Raw genomic sequence first — 17,753 nt, forward strand, 5'->3', positions numbered from 1 at the left:
CTTTTACTTCACTTCACGAATCGCTTCACTTTCGATCCAACCTTCGGTTCCGTCCGTTAGTTGTACCTTTTTCCAGCGACCTTCTACTTTTTTAACATAAACTTTAGTTCCTTCATGAAGGTCAATTACTTTCGAACTTTTGTTTTGAGGCTCACTTTTAACCTCTGTTTTGTCAGCAAAAACAATGGCTGGTCTTTCGTTTACCGCATAATTTTTTTCGAACATCGCTGCTGAAACACTTATTAGTACAAAAATTAACATCAGAAACATACTTACAAAAAAGACTCTTTTTAGCACAGATGCTGCTGAAAAATAATACCCAATAAAACCTACCAAAAATAATGCAGAGAACACAATCGCCAACCAAGCCCATTTATCGTAATCATAAATAGCTGTAAAATCGCGTAACAGTTTTTCAAAACCGACTTTAGGAATCACTTTTACCTCATCAACCGTGCGTTTTTGAGCAAATTTTAAATTATTAAGTACATCCTGATTGTTAGGACTTATCACCAAGGCTTTCTCGTAATTGTAAATTGCTGGCGCCACTTTGTTTAGTTTGTAGTAGCAATTACCAATATTAAAATACAATTCAGCCGATTGCTTTTTGCTTGCCAAAACAGCATCGTAAGCATCGATAGCTTGCTGGTATTGTCCTTTTTTGTACAAACTATTCCCGGCTTCAAAACCACTTTGGGCAAAGAACGCTTGGGTTATTAATAAAAATAAGTAGACTAGTTTTTTCATTTTCTAATTTTCAATTGCAAATTAGCAAGAATCAATTGTTATATCTGTTTTTCGAGGTCAGAGATGATAGAGACCGCTTTATCATAATCATTTTGAATGGTTGCTGTTGTCGAAGGCGCATACCTTGCAATCTCACAGTTTTCTGTCAGGGCAATAAAATCATTTACTTGCTCGATATTTGCATTTCTCGACAGCAAAAGTTCTTGGATATTGGCCTTACTCATTTCAGTAGTTTCGATATTTAGTTTTGCTTTCAAGAAATTATGCATTGCTTTTTCCAGAGCTATATAAAACAGTTCTTTATTATTGATTTGTTTTTTGGCTTGCGATAAGTATTTCTTTGCTAATCTATTGTTTCTTCTTATGCGGTTTCCAACAATATCTCCGTCCATGGCTTCTTTCTTATTTTTACCTAATATGATGACAGGCACCATTACAACTGGCAACAACAATAGTATGTAAAACAATTGTGACCCAAAGAAATCTTCCTTAGCAGTCGCTACTAAATTGGTCTTTGTCTTAACTGATTTAAATTGTTGACGTACTTCTACCGTACCTCCGTTTTTCCCTGCCGCACTAGTCGAGTCAGCAGGCGTAGGACCTTCTAAAACATTGACTACAATTTGAGGCGAACTTATGGTTTTATACGTACCACTGCTAAGGTCAAAATAGGAGAATTTGAGCGGTTTTATTGGGTAGTTCCCACGGTACTGCGGTATAATCGTGTAGCTATCACTAATTTTTCCTGACATACCAGCAAGTGAAGTATTCACATCCTCGTTATGAACAGGGTCGTACATTTCTAGCGCATTTGGAACTATTGGCTTAGGCAAAGAAAATAATTTCATATTCCCTTTTCCAACCACACTAACTACTAAATCCAAGCTTTCGCCGTTCTTTAAATTGTTTTTAGACGGTGTTACTTTAAAATCGAAAGTACCCACTGCTCCCGAAAAGCTATCCGGTTTTCCTACTTCTGGCAACGCTTTTACTGCAATGGTTTTAGCTCCGGCAGAGACACGCTTGCTTTCTTCGGTTATCAATGGACGTCCAAAAACATCTCTGCGATTAGACGGTAGTTGAACATCAATATCTAAAGCCAATGGTTCAATACTTAGTTTACCCGACTTTTGAGGATACAAAACCACTTTTTTAAGCACAATATAGCGGTATCGTTCTCCTTTATAATTACCTTCTTCAACAAATTGTTTAAAATCAATGTTTTGGCTCCAAAAATCATTGTACTTTGGTTTTCCGAATTCTCTAAAATTACCTATTCCAATATAATTGCTAAAATACAATTTGTACACTACCGTAATGGGCTCGTTTACATACGGATTGGTTTTAGAAACTTCGGCAATTAAATGCAAATTATCTTCCGCTGAAATACTTGCATCGCTTGGGTCTTTGGGTATCTCAATAGCATTGGTTACCGTAATTTTGACAAGACTAGTTTTAAAAACTTGTCCGTTGTATTCAATAGTAGCTGATTTAATGGTTAGGGTTCCTTTTTGATTTGGAATCAAATAATAAGAGTAGATTTTCTCAAAAGAGCTTCTACCATTAATCCAAGACTGACTTACCTGCTGGCTTGGACCTGCAATCACTCTAAATCCATCAAAAGAAGGCTCATTAAAATTGTCGCCGTCAATATTCATAGCAAAATCAACTCGAAGTCTTTCATTAAGGCCAAGTGTTGTTTTACTGACTTTGGTCTCAAATTGTACTTGAGCTAAAAGTCCTTGAAAACTTAATAGAACTAAAAATAAATATTTTTTCATTGCTTTATTCAATCCCTGTATTCATTATGTATGTACTGTCTTTTTGTCGACTTGTTTACTTCATTTTTTTGACTACCAATCTTTCTCGGTCTTGGTCGGTTGCCCTTTTACTTTTTTGGCATTTACCTTGTCTTGTACTTTTTTCTCTTCGTTATTTACAGCATCAAGAAGGTTGTTTAATCTGTCTTTAGAAATCCCGCCCGGTTTAGGTTGTGGTTTTTTGTCTTCTTTATTTTTGCCGTCTTTGTTTTTATCGTCTTTTTTATCTTTGTCTTGATCCTTTTTATCTTGGTCTTTCTTGTCTTGATCCTTTTTATCTTGGTCTTTCTTGTCCTGATCTTTTTTATCTTGATCCTTCTTGTCTTTGTCTTTGTCCTTGTCTTTTTTATCCTTGTCCTTGTTTTGTTTTGGCGGATTTTCTTTTAGCATTTTCTTCGCTAAAGCAAAATTGTACCTTGTTTCCTCATCAGAAGGACCGTTACGTAAAGCATTTTTATAGGCTTCAACCGCTTCGGTATAATTTTTCTCTTTCATGAAAGCATTTCCAAGGTTATGGAAAGCCTTGTGTTTTTGCAGTCTGGATTTTGCGTTCTTTAGTGCTTTTGCGTAAGCGTACTTTGCCTCCGATGCTTGATTTTGCTTGTAAATTGCATTTCCTAAATTAAAAGGTGCTACGGAACGATTAGGGAATTTTGAATTCGAAATTCGGTAATCAGCTTCCGCATCCGCAAAATTTTTGGCAACGTATTCCTCATTTGCTGCAGGCAAACTTTTATCTTTTTCTTGCGCCAAAAGCGGCGCCGCTCCTATGAAGAACAGTGCAAAAAAAGTAAATAAGTAGGTTTTAAAATCTTTCATTTTTATTTTGTTATCTTACTCCTAATCAGTTTTTAACCTGACGGACTTGACATTTATTTTTCTTCGTTAAATAGGTCTAACTTTTTAACCCAGCTCGTTTTTTTCTCTAATAAGAAAAGATCTAACAGCAACAATACAAAACCAAAACCAATGAACCACTGAAACTGCGATTGAAAATCGGCCATTTGAGTCGATTCAAATTCTGTTTTTTGAATGGTATCTAAGGTCTTTTTGACATATTCCAAAACTTCCTTCGTATTATTTCCGCTTACATAACCTCCTTTGGTTACTTTGGCGATAAGCTCTAAACCGGGTTTGTTTAATTTGGTAACAACGACCTCATCGTTTTGATCCCGTTGGTATCCTTGAACAATTCCGTTTACTTTTAAAGGTATCGTACCTCCTTTTTCAATACCCACACCAACCGTTATAATTCGCATGCCTAACTTATTGGCTTCTTCGGCTGCGGCTTGTGCTCCTTCTGAATGGTCTTCACCATCCGAAATTAAGATCAAGAGTTTGCTTGTTTTACTTTTTTCATCAAAATAAGTAGCTGACAATTTGATAGCCTCATCAAGAGAAGTTCCTCTTGAAGAAACGATGTCCGTATTCATACTTTGCAAGAACATCTTAGCAACACTATAGTCGCTTGTAATTGGTAAAACCGGAAAAGCATTTCCTGCATAAGCAACAATTCCTATTCGGTCATTTCCTAATTGATTGATGATTTGAGACACAATTTGCTTGCTTTTATCCAAACGGTTGGGTGCAACGTCTTCGGCTAGCATACTTTTAGAAACGTCCATTGCAAATACAATGTCTATTCCTTCACGCTTCACGGTTTCCATCTTAGTACCAATCTTTGGATTCACTAAACCTATTATCAAGGCAGCCAACGCTACTAAAACCACGACAATCTTAAAAACCGGTTTAAAAACCGATCGATCTGGGCTTAATAACTTAATCGCTTCTAAATCACCAAACTCGCGTTGCTTTTTTCGTTTCCAATACATATTGAAAAGAAATAATGCTACGATTAACGGTAGTAAAAAAAGTAAGTATAAATATTTTATTTCGTCTAATTCCATATAATTAATAAACACTAAGGGCACTAAGGCTTAGCACAAAGTACACTAAATTATTTTACGTTACAGAGAGCCATTTTTAACTCTCTTTACTCCATTTTTAAATAAAACTTTTATAAACCGTATTTCTTAATCCAATTTCAAGCAATAATAAAAGACCTGCAATCCACACAAATGCCCTATACTTTTCGTCATAATCGTAAAACTTTAATTCTTCGATCTCGGTTGTTTCTAATTTATTGATCTCATTATATATTTCGGCCAATTTATCATTGCTGGTAGCTCTAAAATATTTTCCATCAGTTTTACGAGCAATGTTTTTCATCAACTGTTCGTCTATTTCTACTTTCATCATCTGGAAAAGCAATTGACCGTTCGGTCCTACTGCATAAGGTGATTCGGCCATACCGTTACTACCTAAACCTATTGTGTACACTTTAATACCAAATTGCTTAGCGATATCAGCAGCTGTTTCAGGCTCAATAAATCCGGCGTTGTTAACTCCATCCGTTAGCAAAATGACGATTTTACTCTTGGCTTTACTATCCTTCAATCGGTTTACAGCAGTTGCTAATCCCATTCCAATTCCTGTTCCGTCTTGCAAAACATTATCGTATTTAATGCTTTTTATGGCTTCTTCAACTACCGCTTTATCACTTGTAACCGGAGTCTTCGTGTAGGCTTCAGACGCATAAACAACCAGTCCAATACGGTCGTTAGGTCGTTCTTGGACGAAATCAGCAGCTACTCTTTTTAAGGCTTCCATTCGGTTAGGCTTTAAATCTTTGGCCAACATACTTCCTGAAACGTCAACTGCCATCACGATATCGATCCCTTTAGTCGTTTTAGTTTTATTACTAATATCAACTGTTCTTGGTCGTGCCAAAGCAATAATTAATGAACTCAAAGCAACTAATCGCAATACGCTTAGATACGGCTTTAACTTTACTAACAGTGAAGTGCTTCCTTGAAATCCTTTAATTGAACTAATTTTTAGGGTGGCTACCTGTTGGTTTCTTTTATAAAAAAGCCAAAATACGGCCAGTGGTATCAATAGAAACAACCAGAAAAACTCAGGATTTAAAAATGTTAATTTTCCCATTATTTAGTTGCTATTTTTAATTCGACAGAGCTTAAAACGCGTTCTGCAATTTGATCTGCATAGGTATCTCCCTGCTCATGGAAAATTAGAATTTGTTGCAAGCCACCGTTTTGACTGAATAAAACAATTTCATAATACAAATCTTCTCTACTATTCGTTTCGTCATTCACTCTTGAAAACGTTCCGTATGATTTAAGTCCGCTAATACCTTCAGCAGTTTGGAAATCTTCCTGTTTCACGATCATATTTTTCGCTCCTTGCGATTCTAGCGTTTGCAATGTAACCTCCATTGACTTTTTCAAATCAATTTGTGACTCTTGCTTGTAATTAACGGTAGAAACCATCAAGTAGAAATTGTCGACAAAGCTTCCGTACACAAAAGACTGCATGTCCTTGATGAGTGCCAAACCTTCTTTAGGTAGCGACTTAGTCAAATCGATTCGTTTCAGAACCTTAGGCGTTTCAATCAAAACACTTGGATTTCCATACTCACTTTTTACCCATTCTGATTCGAGTAATTCCTTAGTAGGATGCCCAATAATATTGTCTTTTACATAGGTAAACCCTTTAGTCGCTATAAAATAGCCCGTTGTTAGAATCAATAAAAATAATACCGAAGCGACAGTTATAGCGATACGCTTGTTTCGTTTTTTCTTGAGCTGAATTTGTACTTGTTTTTGACGTTGCGCTTCGTTTAATAAAGTATCCTCTTCCTCAGGAACCTCAACAGGAATAGCATTGTCCAAAGTCAAAATTGCTTTTTGAATTTTGTTTTTATCCTCCGTAATTTCAAAGTCAAGTGGTTTCGATTTGGCAAACTTCACCAAATCGGCTTGTTTTAATACACGCTCTAAATTTTCGATGGTTTCTTGCGAAACACTCATTTTCTTTTTTAGAGAAGCCGCTCTTAAAGCTACAATCAATTCAGAAGTGGTGCTTTCCATTGCCGGAATCTCAATCGCTTCTTCAATATAATTACGAGCGATATCCGTCAGTTCACTGTAATATTCTTTTACTTCTCCTTTTTGCCATAATTCTTTTTGTTCCAAACTGTTGAGCAAACTTGTCGCTTTTTCAATTGGTGTTTTATAGACTTCGGCTTCTATTTTTTTCTTTTGGTATTTTTTGATGTACCAATAAATCGCGGCTCCAATACCTGCAATTAGTGCCAATACTAAAAGATACTTCCACCAATTTCCAATTTCATCAGCTGCAGGTTGAATGTCCTTGATGTCATACATTTTTTGTTTTAATGTATCTACTTGCACATTCGCTACTCCTACAGCGATAGAATCAGTCATGTAGGATTTGCTATTGATCAAAATTTTTATACTTGGAATCGTGTACTTCCCGGAGTCGAATTGTGTTAAACCATACTTTTTGATTAACTCATAACGGTCGTTATTTTTAACCGTATCTACCGGATAGGATTGAATAACCTCCAACGCACCGATATTTTTTAAATTAGGAAACACCACTTTAGATAAGGTATCTACTGAAGTTTTGACTGTTAGTTTAAACTCGGCGCCTATTTTATTTCTTGTAGTATCTATGCTAGTTACTACTCGTTTTTGTTGTGCAAAAACGGTAGAACATAGTAGTAGTATAAGTAGGTATATATTTTTTTTCATGTTGTTTGAAACATTTGTTTTCAACACCTCTATCAGGAGGATTTGGGAAAATGCTTTATCTCGATTTAAAATAACCTAATAGCTTGGTTACATAGCTTTCATCAACTCTTGTATTTACAACTCCTGAACCTGATTTACTAAACGTTTCTTTAAAATAATTTAGCTGTTCATTATAATACTTTTCGTAATTAAAGCGAACGGATTTTGATCCTGTATCAACTAATTGGACCGTGCCCGTTTCAGCGTCAAGCATAGGCACCATTCCTAGGTTAGGCATACTTTGTTCTCTACTGTCGTACACTCTAATACCCGTGATATCATGCTTCTTGGCAGCAATTTTTAAAGTTTGGTCGTAGCCATCGCACATGAAATCAGAGATCACAAATACTATGGCTTTCTTTTTTTGTGTGCTGGACAAAAACTTTAACGCTTGCGATAAATCCGTTTTGTTGCTTTGCGGATGGAATTCAATCAATTCTCGAATAATACGCAGTACATGCGAACGGCCTTTTTTAGGAGGGATATACAATTCAATTTGGTCTGAAAACAAAATCAGTCCTATTTTATCATTATTCTGCGTTGCTGAAAAAGCCATTGTTGCTGCTATCTCGGTAACAATATCTTTCTTGAATTGATTTTTAGATCCAAAACTTTCTGAACCCGAAATATCAACCATTAGCATCATGGTTAACTCCCGCTCTTCCTCAAAAACTTTTACGTGTGCTTCGTTGTAACGTGCGGTAACATTCCAATCAATATTTCGAATATCATCTCCGTATTGATATTGGCGTACTTCACTAAATGTCATTCCGCGGCCTTTGAACGACGTATGGTATTCCCCCGAAAAGATGTGATCACTCAATCTTCGGGTTTTGATTTCTATTTTACGTACTTTTTTTAAAAGGTCTTTTGTATCCATTTTTTTAGTAATTAGTAATTAGTGAATAGTGAATAGTAACGAGCCAAGGCTCCGTACGATTCACTTATTACTATTCACTTTATGGAACTTCTACTTCGTTTACGATTTTATTAATGATATCTACTGACGTAATATTTTCGGCCTCTGCTTCGTAGGTAATTCCAATTCTATGACGCAATACATCATGCACTACGGCACGTACATCCTCAGGAATAACATACCCACGACGTTTGATAAAAGCATAACATTTCGCCGCTACAGCTAAATTGATACTTCCACGCGGAGACGAACCAAAACTAATCAAAGGCTTCAATTCAGCTAGTTTGTATTTCTCAGGGTAACGCGTTGCAAAAACAATATCTAGAATGTATTTTTCTATTTTCTCATCCATGTAAACCTCACGAACTGCCTCTTGAGCACGTAAAATTTGCTCTACTGAAACGACTTGGTTTACTTTCTCGTAGCTTCCTTTTAAATTCTGACGAATTACTAAGCGTTCTTCATCCATTTTAGGATAATCAATAACTGTTTTTAGCATAAAACGATCCACTTGCGCTTCTGGCAATTGGTACGTTCCTTCTTGCTCTACAGGGTTTTGAGTTGCTAGTACTAGGAACGGTCTGTCTAGTTTAAAAGTAGTATCACCAATAGTTACTTGCTTTTCTTGCATCGCTTCAAGCAAAGCTGATTGTACCTTGGCAGGCGCACGGTTAATCTCATCGGCAAGGACAAAATTGGCAAAAATAGGTCCCTTTTTGATCGAGAATTCATTTGCTTTAATATTGTAAATCATTGTACCTACAACATCGGCAGGTAATAAATCTGGTGTAAACTGAATACGACTAAAAGAGCCATGAATTGCTTGCGACAAAGTGTTTATTGCTAAAGTCTTCGCTAATCCAGGTACTCCTTCTAATAAAATGTGTCCTTGTCCTAGTAATCCAATCAACAATCGTTCAACCATGTGCTTTTGACCCACAATCACTTTGTTCATTTCCATTGATAGAAGGTCAATAAATGCGCTCTCTCTCTCTATCTTCTCATTGATTGCTCTAATGTCTAAAGTCGATGTATTCTCTTCCATATTATTATTTTTAAAACCTTGAATTTAATGCCTTATATTTGAGAGTGCAAATTGAATTTTTTTTAGAGGTAAGATGTTAAAAAATGGTTAAAACTTCCGTCAACCCCTTAATTTTAAGGACGAATTATGATACAATTTTTATATTTTTAAGAACTTTGAAAAATATACCTAGAAATCCGAATATTAGTGATTTCGAATAAAAATAAAAGCCATGACTAAAACAACATTATCACCTATAATTGCTGGAACCATGAACTGGGGTGTTTGGGATAAAAACCTGACCATAAATGAAATGGAAAGCATGATTCAAATTTGCTTAGAAAACAAAATTACCACTTTCGATCACGCCGATATTTACGGTTCCTACACGACCGAAGAAGCCTTTGGAAAAGCATTTGCAGCCAGCCAAATTGCACGAGATAAAATGCAGTTAATTTCGAAATGTGGAATTCAGATGACTGCCGAAAACCGCAATAACAAAATCAAACATTACGATTACTCTAAAGAACATATAATTGCATCAGCTGAACGCTCTTTAACTAATTTACAAACAGACTATTTAGACGTTTTTTTATTGCACAGACCGAGCCCTTTGATGCGATCAGATGAAATTGCCGAAGCAATTGAAAAGTTAAAATCAGATGGTAAAATTATCGATTTTGGGTTGTCTAATTTCACAACTTCTCAAACCGATTTAATTCGTCAAAAAACAGCCGTAAATTACAACCAAATCCAATTTTCAGCTACTAATTACGAGCCGATGCTTGATGGTAGTTTGGATTATATGCAAATCCACAATATTCGTCCCATGTCATGGAATCCATTAGGATCTGTTTTTAGAACTGATTTGCCGCAAACCCACCGCTTGAAAAAATTATTAGCTACACTCGTCTCTAAATATGGTTTAGGATCCGACACCCTTTTATTATCATGGGTTTTAAAACATCCTGCTAAAGTAATACCGATAGCGGGTACCGTGAATGTCGCGCGTATCCAAGCATTACACAAAGCCGTCGCCTTAGAGTTAGAAAAAGAAGATTGGTTCGCAATTTGGTCTGAAAGCATGGGAGAAGATGTTCCTTAATTTAAAAATTGACCATTAAACGAGAAATACCATAAATAAATAAAAATGAATAAGACAGCCTTAATAACTGGTGCTACCAGCGGCATTGGTAAAGCAACAGCCCAAATTTTAGCCAAAAATAATTACCGCGTTATTTTATGCGGCAGACGAGAAGATCGTTTACTTGAACTCAAACAAGAATTAAGTGCTTTTACCGAGGTGCACTGCCTGCAGTTTGATGTAAGGGACAAAAATAGTGTATTCGAATCGATACATAATTTGCCTGAAAATTTCTCAACTATCGATGTATTGATAAACAACGCTGGAAATGCGCATGGCCTAGATCCTATTCAAACAGGAGACATTGACGACTGGGACGCGATGATTGACATTAACGTAAAAGGACTTTTATATGTTTCTAAAGCGGTGATCCCGCAAATGATCGAAAGAAAATCAGGGCATATTATCAATATTGGATCTACGGCTGCCAAAGAAGTATACCCAAATGGAAACGTTTATTGTGCTTCCAAACATGCTGTGGACGCCTTAAATCAAGGAATGCGTATTGACTTAAATCCGTTTGGAATTCGCGTAGGCGCCATTCATCCAGGTATGGTTGAAACCGAGTTTAGTGAAGTACGATTTAAAGGCGACTCCAACCGCGCTGAAAATGTATATAAGGGATTTACGCCCCTTCAAGCAGCGGATATAGCCGATATTATTCATTTTGTAGTCTCAAGACCTTATCATGTTAATATCGCTGATTTGATCGTAATGAGTACCGCACAAGCTTCATCAACAATTGTAAAAAGAGATTAAAAAAAAAGCGCTATGATCAATAAACGCCTTTTAATCAAAAATTTACTCGCTCATAATGACGAGAGCAGTTTTTACGATAAAAAGCGCCAATTGAACTTACATACTAGAGAAGGTAAGGCCAAATTCCTAAAACACATTTGCGCCTTATCCAACTCTAATCCGGCCAACAATTCCTATATTGTAGTGGGCGTTGAGGACCAAGACAATGAAATAATTGGAGATGATTTTTTTGATGATAGTCGGATTCAGAATTTGGTGAATGCTTATCTAGAAAACCCTCCTAAAATTCAATACGAAAACGTTCCTTTTCCTAATTTACCCAAAGACAAGGTTGTAGGACTAGTGACCATTAAACCAAAAAACAAACCTTCGCATTTTAAAAAAGGAATTCATACCATTATTGCAAATAGTACCTTTATACGACGCGGTAGTAACACTACTCCTACGATAGAACCTATTGAAAAAAATTACCTAAATACGGAGACAGTCATTGATATTGAAAATAATTCACGAAACAATATACAATATACTTTAGATGGTGTTTTTGATTTCATGAATTTTAGACACAAAGACATGTCGCCTAAGTACAAAGTATTTAAGGAGCTATTCGTTATTTGTTGGGCCGGTATTCCAAAAAAAATTAGAGACAAGACTTTTTTGTCAAGAGTGGATATTGAGCTAATCAATGAGCAAATTAAACTGTTTTATTCCGCTCAAGATGTGGTCACCATCAATTATGACGAAGATAGTTTTACAATTGTTGAATACATCCCGTTAGGGTTAAATGATAAAACAACTTATTATCCGTTAGAGAAAAAAACGATTTATTTTTATGAAAATGGCTATTATAAAATAGAAAGCGAAATGCTTTTTCAGCCACCTGAATACAATAAAAAAGTACTTTATCATATTTACAACGCCAACTTGGCCTTGCTGCTTACCCTAAAAAAAGGTTTTCAATTGAATGAGAGAGCCCTTAAGGATTTAGAAAACTTACCCTCAGCACTACTTATTTGTTATTTAAATGGATTTGTGGAAGCTAGAGAAAAACTAATAGACGCTAAAACACTACTTAAGGTATATCCTACTGTTTATTCTTCCTTCAAGGAAGCCATGAGAGTAGTCAGGAAAATGAAGTACGATACTAAAGGTGAAGGTTAAAAAAAGATAACACATCATTTAGTAAACTTAGTATCGTTCTGATAATCAATATCGACAAAGTAATAAGTGTGTTCATCTGTTTCGTGTTTGTATGTTTTTGTAAAGTTACAAAAAATAATTAACACTAAACAATCACTAAATTTAGTGATATTTTACCTCTTTTAAACTAAGCAAAAACATCTTTATTTACTGGTACCAAAAATAAAAACCGTTAAAAATTATCGCTTCCTAACTCTTTTGTTTATTTTTATCTTTTTAGAAAAAACAACCCTTACGTTGTTTGTATAATCCCGATTGACCACACATAAAATGAGAACACTTGTTATAGGTGATATACATGGCGGTTTACGCGCCCTACACCAAATTATAGAAAGAGCCCAGGTTACATCAAAAGACCGTTTAATTTTTTTAGGAGATTATGTCGACGGCTGGAGTCAGTCGCCCCAAGTCATTGATTATTTAATCGAACTACGTTCGACCAATAGCTGTGTTTTTATTAGAGGAAATCACGACGAACTCTTATTGCATTGGCTTCAAGAAAGTAAGGACAATTTATTATGGTACAACCATGGTGGCGAAGCGACTGTTAATGCTTACGCCAAAGTGCAATCAGAGACTAAAGAACGACATATTCAATTCTTAACTTCGTTAGATGACTATCACTTGGACGAAAAAAACCGATTATTTGTTCATGCGGGATTCACGAATATGAATGGTGTTAAATATGAGTTCTATCCTAAATTATTTTATTGGGATCGTACCCTATGGGAAACGGCGCTATCACTTGACCCTAGTATCAAGCCAAATGATTTATTGTATCCAAAAAGATTGACATTATACGATGAAGTGTATATAGGACATACTCCGGTTACCCGAATTGGCATGACAGTACCTGTACAAAAAGCGTGTATTTGGAATGTAGATACAGGAGCAGCCTTCAAAGGACCACTAACAATTATGGATGTGGATACAAAAGAATTTTGGCAAAGCGAACCCTTACATCAGCTGTATTTTGAGGAAAAGGGCCGAAATTAGCCTAAAAAAAGCTACATTTATAGTCTACAAATTTTTAAATAAAAATCATGAAAAAAGTACTAACTGCCTTGGTTCTTTTTACTGCTTGCATGATACAAGCACAAGCCTATAAAGGAAAAGGGGACGCTAAAGGGCAAATAGGAACAAACCTGCAAGATGGTGGAACTGGTATTTACCTCTCTACGGATTTTGGACTAGGCGAAAATATTTCGGTGGGATTAACTGGTAATTATTTACTTTCTGTTCGGGCAAACGCCTTGGGTGAAATTCCAGTTTTCCAAGATCGTATAGATTTGAAAGCGCGATTTAATGCCAACTTGGGAGATGTATTTGAACTTGGATCAAAAATGGATCTATATCCTGGAATTGATTTAGGATTGAAAAATTTTGGTGGGCATTTAGGATTTCGTTATTTCTTGTCAGATGGTTTTGGTTTATTTACTGAGGCCAGTGTACCAATTGCGAAATATGACAAAACTGTAACTGGTTTTGGACGATTAAACAATCAATTTGCATTGAATATTGGAGCTGCATTTAATTTTTAATAATCGGATAAAAGCATAAAAAAAGGCAATTTGAAAATTCACATTGCCTTTTTTTTATAGTGTGATCCTACTACAAATCAAATTTGATTCCTTGTGCCAAAGGCAAACTAGTAGTATAATTAATGGTATTTGTTTGACGACGCATGTACACTTTCCAAGCATCCGATCCTGATTCTCTTCCGCCACCCGTTTCTTTTTCTCCACCAAAAGCACCACCTATTTCTGCTCCCGAAGTACCAATATTTACATTTGCAATTCCGCAATCAGATCCTACAACAGATAAGAACAATTCTGCTTCACGTAAATTATTAGTCATAATCGCTGATGATAAACCTTGCGCCACACCGTTTTGAATCGCTAAAGCATCCTCTACCGTTCCGGAGTATTTAAGCAAGTATAATACGGGTGCAAAAGTTTCGTGTTGAACGATTTCAAATGAGTTATCGGCCTCAGCGATCGCTGGTTTAACATAACAACCACTTTCATACCCTTCTCCCGTAAGCACGCCACCTTCAACTAAAATTTTACCACCTTCAGCCACAACTTTAGCAAGGGCATGGTTGTACATTTGTACCGCATGCGTATCAATAACTGGACCTACGTGATTGTTTTCGTCTAATGGGTTTCCTATGCGCAATTGACCATAAGCCGAAACCACAGCATCCTTAACCGTTTCATAGATACTTTCATGAATTATTAAACGACGCGTTGAAGTACAACGTTGTCCCGCCGTACCAACTGCTCCAAATACAGCTCCAATAACAGTCATCTTAATATCAGCATCGGGTGTTACAATAATTGCATTGTTTCCACCTAATTCTAATAATGATTTACCTAATCGTCCCGCCACAGTTTGTGCTACAATTTTCCCCATGCGAGTAGAACCCGTAGCTGAAATTAATGGTACGCGTTTATCGCTTGTCATCATTTCACCCACTTTGTAATCACCGTTGATCAAGCACGAGATTCCTTCAGGCAAATTATTTTCTTTGATAACCTCAGCTATAATATTTTGACAAGCTATTCCACACAATGGCGTTTTCTCAGATGGTTTCCAAACGCAAACATCTCCACAAATCCAAGCTAGTGCGGTGTTCCACGCCCAAACGGCTACTGGAAAGTTGAATGCTGAAATGATTCCAACCACTCCCATTGGGTGGTATTGCTCATACATACGGTGTCCTGGACGCTCCGAGTGCATGGTCAATCCATGTAGCTGGCGAGAAAGTCCTACTGCGAAATCGCAGATATCAATCATTTCTTGGACTTCACCGTATCCTTCTTGCAAGGATTTACCCATTTCATAAGAAACGAGCTTACCTAATGCTTCTTTATTTTTACGTAATTTTTCTCCAAACTGACGTACAATTTCTCCACGTTGCGGTGCTGGCATTGTTCTAAAAGTTTTAAAAGCAGCAGTTGCTGACTCCATTACTTTTTCATAATCAGCAGCGGTGGTGGTTTTAACTTTGGCAATCAATTGACCATCTACAGGTGAAAAACTTTCGAGTAGATCTCCATTTGAAAAGTGATTTAATCCTGTTGAAGTTCCTTCATTTATGTCCTTTATACCCAATTGAGTCAAAGCCTCTTTCATTCCGAATTGATTTGCTATTGTTATCATTGTAACTTTTTTGGTTAAAATTGTTATATTCTTATTACAAATATACTATTTCAAGTTGGATTTATAGAATCAAACTATAAAATAACATCTTAGAGTAAAGTTAAAATAAATACCGAGCAAGTAAATACTATCGACAATAAATTAGATTTAAATAAAGAACCTTAAATTTACTTTTTTAAATAAGACTTAAAATCATCCTATGCGCGCTATTCTCTATTTTACACTTTTAATATTTGGTACTACCTATTGCGGTTTTGCTCAAAAGACAAGTTTGTCGCGTTTTCAAGTGGTGCCTTTAGGAGTTAAAGGTGGTAGTGACGAAACCAATTTATCAGCTTATCTACTCGCGCCAATAAACAGTCAGGACTACATCTGTTTAGATGCAGGAACGATCAATGCGGGAATAGAAAAAGCAATTGCAAATACTACTTTCACGGTATCCGCTAACACTGTTTTACAAGAGTACATCAAAGGCTATTTTATTTCCCACGCTCACCTAGATCATGTATCAGGATTAATTATCAATTCACCTACAGATGCCGCTAAGACAGTTTATGCCACGAATCAATGCATGCAACTGATGCAAAAACACTATTTTAATGGTGAAACTTGGGCTAATTTTGGTGATGCAGGTCTGGGGTTTCCGCTTAAGAAATACCATTTCCAAACACTGCAACCACTTACATCAACTGCTATTAACAATACTACAATGACGGTAAAGGCTTTCCCTTTAAGTCATGTAAATCCGTATGAAAGCACTGCTTTTTTATTAAAAGACAAAGACGCTTATGCGCTATACTTAGGCGATACGGGAGCCGATCGTGTAGAAAAAAGCACCCACTTATTTTCCTTATGGGTAGCCATTGCACCTTTAATAAAAAACAAACAACTCAAAGGCTTATTTATTGAAGTATCGTTTCCAAACGAGCAGCCTGAAGGTTCCTTATACGGCCACTTAACACCAAAACTCTTACTGGAAGAGTTAGAGGTTTTAGCCAACTTAACAGGAGAAAAAGCCTTGCAGAGTTGTAAAATTGTCATAACGCACCTCAAGCCTCCTACTAGCGCTATGCTAAAAATCAAGGAACAGCTCATTCAAGAAAACAATCTAGGATTGGATCTTTATTTTCCAGAGCAGGGTGTTCGATTCGAGTTATAGCGCTTAGCCCTGATGGAAGTGGCATCCTATTCCTTCTTTCTTTAAGAAGGAATAGATAGAACGTACAGCAGGAAATAGCTCCTAAAACCACTTATTTTTGAGCCACAAATCGGGGGTCGGCCTCCATAACGGTTCCGCATGAAGTGCACGTACGTAAATCCTCTGAATTATAGAAATGCTCGAAATGAGGCAAAAAATCTTTTTCGATATCCGTTAACTCAAAATAGACTTCGTGCAGTTTATTATTGCAGTTATCACAAAACCAAAGCAGTCCATCGACAAAACCTTGACCGGCACGTTTGCGCTCGATGACCAACCCGATAGAACCCTCAAAGCGAACAGGAGAATGCGGAGTTTCGGCGGGATGCAGATACATATCGCCAGCATTCAGTTCCATTTCTTTACGGACACCATCCTCTTGAATGATCACTTTTATACTGCCTTCAAGTTGGTAAAAAAGCTCTTCGGTTTCGTTATAATGATAATCTTTACGCGCATTTGGGCCTGCCACGACCATCACGATGTAATCACCAGATTCCATGTACAAATTCTTGTTCCCCACCGGTGGTTTTAATAATTGGCGGTTGTCCTCGATCCATTTAGTCAGGTTGAACGGTTTAGCTATTGCCATATTTTTTTGAATTATATATTGAGTGCTAATTTACTAAAAAGCTTTGTGATGCTGGCTTTACAAATTCACAAAGTGTTCGCTTATTTTACTTCTTTAATCAAGTAAATGTAAACGGGGAAATGGTCGCTGAAACCCACTTCGGTTGGTGAGTGTCGCTTGGGATAGCCTTTATATTGCCCCGATGTTTGGATTAAAAAAGGTTTATTATAGATTCCCGCTTTCCAATATTGGTAGGTCGAAAAATCACTGCTTATCAAAGATTGTGACACCATAATTTGATCAAAAATATCCCAAGAATCTCTAAAAGCAATTGTTCCTAACCCTTTTTTGGCCATTTCTTCAAAGGGATTGTAGATACCTAAGGGTGGCACCTCTGCTTTTTTAGCTTTGGCACCTAATGCTTTTTTAACACTATTGTTAAATGGCCCATCGTTTAAATCACCTAAGGTTATTACTTTGGCTTTAGGATTAAGGCGTTGCAAGGAATCAATGATTTTACGGTTTAAGGC

The 17,753-nt window shown here is 36.5% G+C and carries 16 protein-coding genes and 1 pseudogene; 6 read left to right on the forward strand and 11 right to left on the reverse strand.

The features are described from left to right. Positions 1-3: 3 nt before the first annotated feature. From P8M54_RS01895 to P8M54_RS01930, 8 genes are all read right to left on the reverse strand, one after another. Positions 4-747 carry a tetratricopeptide repeat protein gene (locus P8M54_RS01895; RefSeq protein ID WP_300284402.1) on the reverse strand — a complete coding sequence of 248 codons (744 nt, stop codon included), beginning with the start codon at positions 745-747 and terminating at the stop codon, positions 4-6. Positions 748-785: 38 nt separating this feature from the next. Beyond that, positions 786-2,528, reverse strand: a complete 1,743-nt coding sequence (locus P8M54_RS01900; RefSeq protein WP_300284404.1) for a BatD family protein — start codon at positions 2,526-2,528, stop codon at positions 786-788. A gap of 72 nt (positions 2,529-2,600) precedes the next feature. Next, positions 2,601-3,386 (reverse strand): tetratricopeptide repeat protein, encoded by a 786-nt coding sequence (locus P8M54_RS01905; protein WP_300284407.1) that lies wholly within the window; start codon positions 3,384-3,386, stop codon positions 2,601-2,603. 53 nt (positions 3,387-3,439) lie between these two features. Then, complete coding sequence (locus P8M54_RS01910; RefSeq protein WP_300284409.1) at positions 3,440-4,474, reverse strand: VWA domain-containing protein; 1,035 nt, start codon at positions 4,472-4,474, stop codon at positions 3,440-3,442. Between the two features lie 97 nt (positions 4,475-4,571). Next, positions 4,572-5,573 (reverse strand): VWA domain-containing protein, encoded by a 1,002-nt coding sequence (locus P8M54_RS01915; protein WP_300284411.1) that lies wholly within the window; start codon positions 5,571-5,573, stop codon positions 4,572-4,574. Beyond that, the gene (locus P8M54_RS01920; RefSeq protein WP_300284414.1) at positions 5,573-7,204 is read right to left on the reverse strand and encodes a hypothetical protein; all 1,632 of its coding nucleotides are present in this window, start codon (positions 7,202-7,204) and stop codon (positions 5,573-5,575) included. Before P8M54_RS01920 ends, P8M54_RS01915 begins: the two co-directional genes overlap by 1 nt. Positions 7,205-7,259: 55 nt before the next feature. Then, entirely contained in the window at positions 7,260-8,123 is an 864-nt protein-coding gene (locus tag P8M54_RS01925) for a DUF58 domain-containing protein (protein ID WP_300284416.1), read from the reverse strand. Positions 8,124-8,202: 79 nt separating this feature from the next. Further along, positions 8,203-9,207, reverse strand: a complete 1,005-nt coding sequence (locus tag P8M54_RS01930) for a MoxR family ATPase (RefSeq protein WP_300284419.1) — start codon at positions 9,205-9,207, stop codon at positions 8,203-8,205. A gap of 211 nt (positions 9,208-9,418) precedes the next feature. Between P8M54_RS01930 and P8M54_RS01935 the strand changes: the two genes are divergently transcribed. The 5 genes from P8M54_RS01935 to P8M54_RS01955 all read left to right on the forward strand — a co-directional run bounded on the left by P8M54_RS01935 (position 9,419) and on the right by P8M54_RS01955 (position 13,830). Then, positions 9,419-10,291 (forward strand): aldo/keto reductase, encoded by an 873-nt coding sequence (locus P8M54_RS01935; protein WP_300284421.1) that lies wholly within the window; start codon positions 9,419-9,421, stop codon positions 10,289-10,291. 45 nt (positions 10,292-10,336) lie between these two features. Beyond that, positions 10,337-11,089 carry an SDR family NAD(P)-dependent oxidoreductase gene (locus tag P8M54_RS01940; RefSeq protein ID WP_300284423.1) on the forward strand — a complete coding sequence of 251 codons (753 nt, stop codon included), beginning with the start codon at positions 10,337-10,339 and terminating at the stop codon, positions 11,087-11,089. A 12-nt stretch (positions 11,090-11,101) separates the two neighbouring features. Continuing rightward, positions 11,102-12,250 (forward strand): ATP-binding protein, encoded by a 1,149-nt coding sequence (locus P8M54_RS01945; protein WP_300284426.1) that lies wholly within the window; start codon positions 11,102-11,104, stop codon positions 12,248-12,250. 309 nt (positions 12,251-12,559) lie between these two features. Further along, the gene (locus P8M54_RS01950) at positions 12,560-13,285 is read left to right on the forward strand and encodes a metallophosphoesterase family protein (RefSeq protein ID WP_300284428.1); all 726 of its coding nucleotides are present in this window, start codon (positions 12,560-12,562) and stop codon (positions 13,283-13,285) included. A gap of 47 nt (positions 13,286-13,332) precedes the next feature. After that, positions 13,333-13,830: a DUF6646 family protein gene (locus P8M54_RS01955; RefSeq protein WP_300284431.1), complete on the forward strand. Its 498-nt coding sequence runs from the start codon at positions 13,333-13,335 to the stop codon at positions 13,828-13,830. A gap of 70 nt (positions 13,831-13,900) precedes the next feature. On the opposite strand, the gene P8M54_RS01960 is transcribed toward P8M54_RS01955, so the two are convergent. Further along, positions 13,901-15,454, reverse strand: coding sequence for an aldehyde dehydrogenase family protein (locus P8M54_RS01960; protein WP_300284434.1), 1,554 nt, complete (start codon positions 15,452-15,454; stop codon positions 13,901-13,903). A 199-nt stretch (positions 15,455-15,653) separates the two neighbouring features. On the opposite strand from P8M54_RS01960, the gene P8M54_RS01965 reads away from it, so the two are divergent. Beyond that, complete coding sequence (locus P8M54_RS01965; protein ID WP_300284437.1) at positions 15,654-16,613, forward strand: 3',5'-cyclic-nucleotide phosphodiesterase; 960 nt, start codon at positions 15,654-15,656, stop codon at positions 16,611-16,613. Between the two features lie 91 nt (positions 16,614-16,704). Here P8M54_RS01965 and P8M54_RS01970 read toward each other — a convergent pair whose 3' ends face one another. Both P8M54_RS01970 and P8M54_RS01975 read right to left on the reverse strand, forming a co-directional pair. Continuing rightward, entirely contained in the window at positions 16,705-17,244 is a 540-nt protein-coding gene (locus tag P8M54_RS01970) for a 3-hydroxyanthranilate 3,4-dioxygenase (protein WP_300284440.1), read from the reverse strand. Positions 17,245-17,324: 80 nt separating this feature from the next. Then, positions 17,325-17,753, reverse strand: a pseudogene (locus tag P8M54_RS01975) (endonuclease/exonuclease/phosphatase family protein); the annotation flags it as partial.

This window comes from Flavobacterium sp. (genome assembly GCF_029242675.1).
In the GTDB taxonomy this organism is placed as follows: Bacteria; Bacteroidota; Bacteroidia; order Flavobacteriales; family Flavobacteriaceae; genus Flavobacterium.

What these genes read in the sequence shown, in the direction of transcription:
- P8M54_RS01895 (WP_300284402.1), bottom strand. Translation starts at nt 747, where the DNA reads ATGAAAAAACTAGTCTACTTATTTTTATTAATAACCCAAGCGTTCTTT.
- P8M54_RS01900 (WP_300284404.1), bottom strand. Translation starts at nt 2,528, where the DNA reads ATGAAAAAATATTTATTTTTAGTTCTATTAAGTTTTCAAGGACTTTTA.
- P8M54_RS01905 (WP_300284407.1), bottom strand. Translation starts at nt 3,386, where the DNA reads ATGAAAGATTTTAAAACCTACTTATTTACTTTTTTTGCACTGTTCTTC.
- P8M54_RS01910 (WP_300284409.1), bottom strand. Translation starts at nt 4,474, where the DNA reads ATGGAATTAGACGAAATAAAATATTTATACTTACTTTTTTTACTACCG.
- P8M54_RS01915 (WP_300284411.1), bottom strand. Translation starts at nt 5,573, where the DNA reads ATGGGAAAATTAACATTTTTAAATCCTGAGTTTTTCTGGTTGTTTCTA.
- P8M54_RS01920 (WP_300284414.1), bottom strand. Translation starts at nt 7,204, where the DNA reads ATGAAAAAAAATATATACCTACTTATACTACTACTATGTTCTACCGTT.
- P8M54_RS01925 (WP_300284416.1), bottom strand. Translation starts at nt 8,123, where the DNA reads ATGGATACAAAAGACCTTTTAAAAAAAGTACGTAAAATAGAAATCAAA.
- P8M54_RS01930 (WP_300284419.1), bottom strand. Translation starts at nt 9,207, where the DNA reads ATGGAAGAGAATACATCGACTTTAGACATTAGAGCAATCAATGAGAAG.
- P8M54_RS01935 (WP_300284421.1), top strand. Translation starts at nt 9,419, where the DNA reads ATGACTAAAACAACATTATCACCTATAATTGCTGGAACCATGAACTGG.
- P8M54_RS01940 (WP_300284423.1), top strand. Translation starts at nt 10,337, where the DNA reads ATGAATAAGACAGCCTTAATAACTGGTGCTACCAGCGGCATTGGTAAA.
- P8M54_RS01945 (WP_300284426.1), top strand. Translation starts at nt 11,102, where the DNA reads ATGATCAATAAACGCCTTTTAATCAAAAATTTACTCGCTCATAATGAC.
- P8M54_RS01950 (WP_300284428.1), top strand. Translation starts at nt 12,560, where the DNA reads ATGAGAACACTTGTTATAGGTGATATACATGGCGGTTTACGCGCCCTA.
- P8M54_RS01955 (WP_300284431.1), top strand. Translation starts at nt 13,333, where the DNA reads ATGAAAAAAGTACTAACTGCCTTGGTTCTTTTTACTGCTTGCATGATA.
- P8M54_RS01960 (WP_300284434.1), bottom strand. Translation starts at nt 15,454, where the DNA reads ATGATAACAATAGCAAATCAATTCGGAATGAAAGAGGCTTTGACTCAA.
- P8M54_RS01965 (WP_300284437.1), top strand. Translation starts at nt 15,654, where the DNA reads ATGCGCGCTATTCTCTATTTTACACTTTTAATATTTGGTACTACCTAT.
- P8M54_RS01970 (WP_300284440.1), bottom strand. Translation starts at nt 17,244, where the DNA reads ATGGCAATAGCTAAACCGTTCAACCTGACTAAATGGATCGAGGACAAC.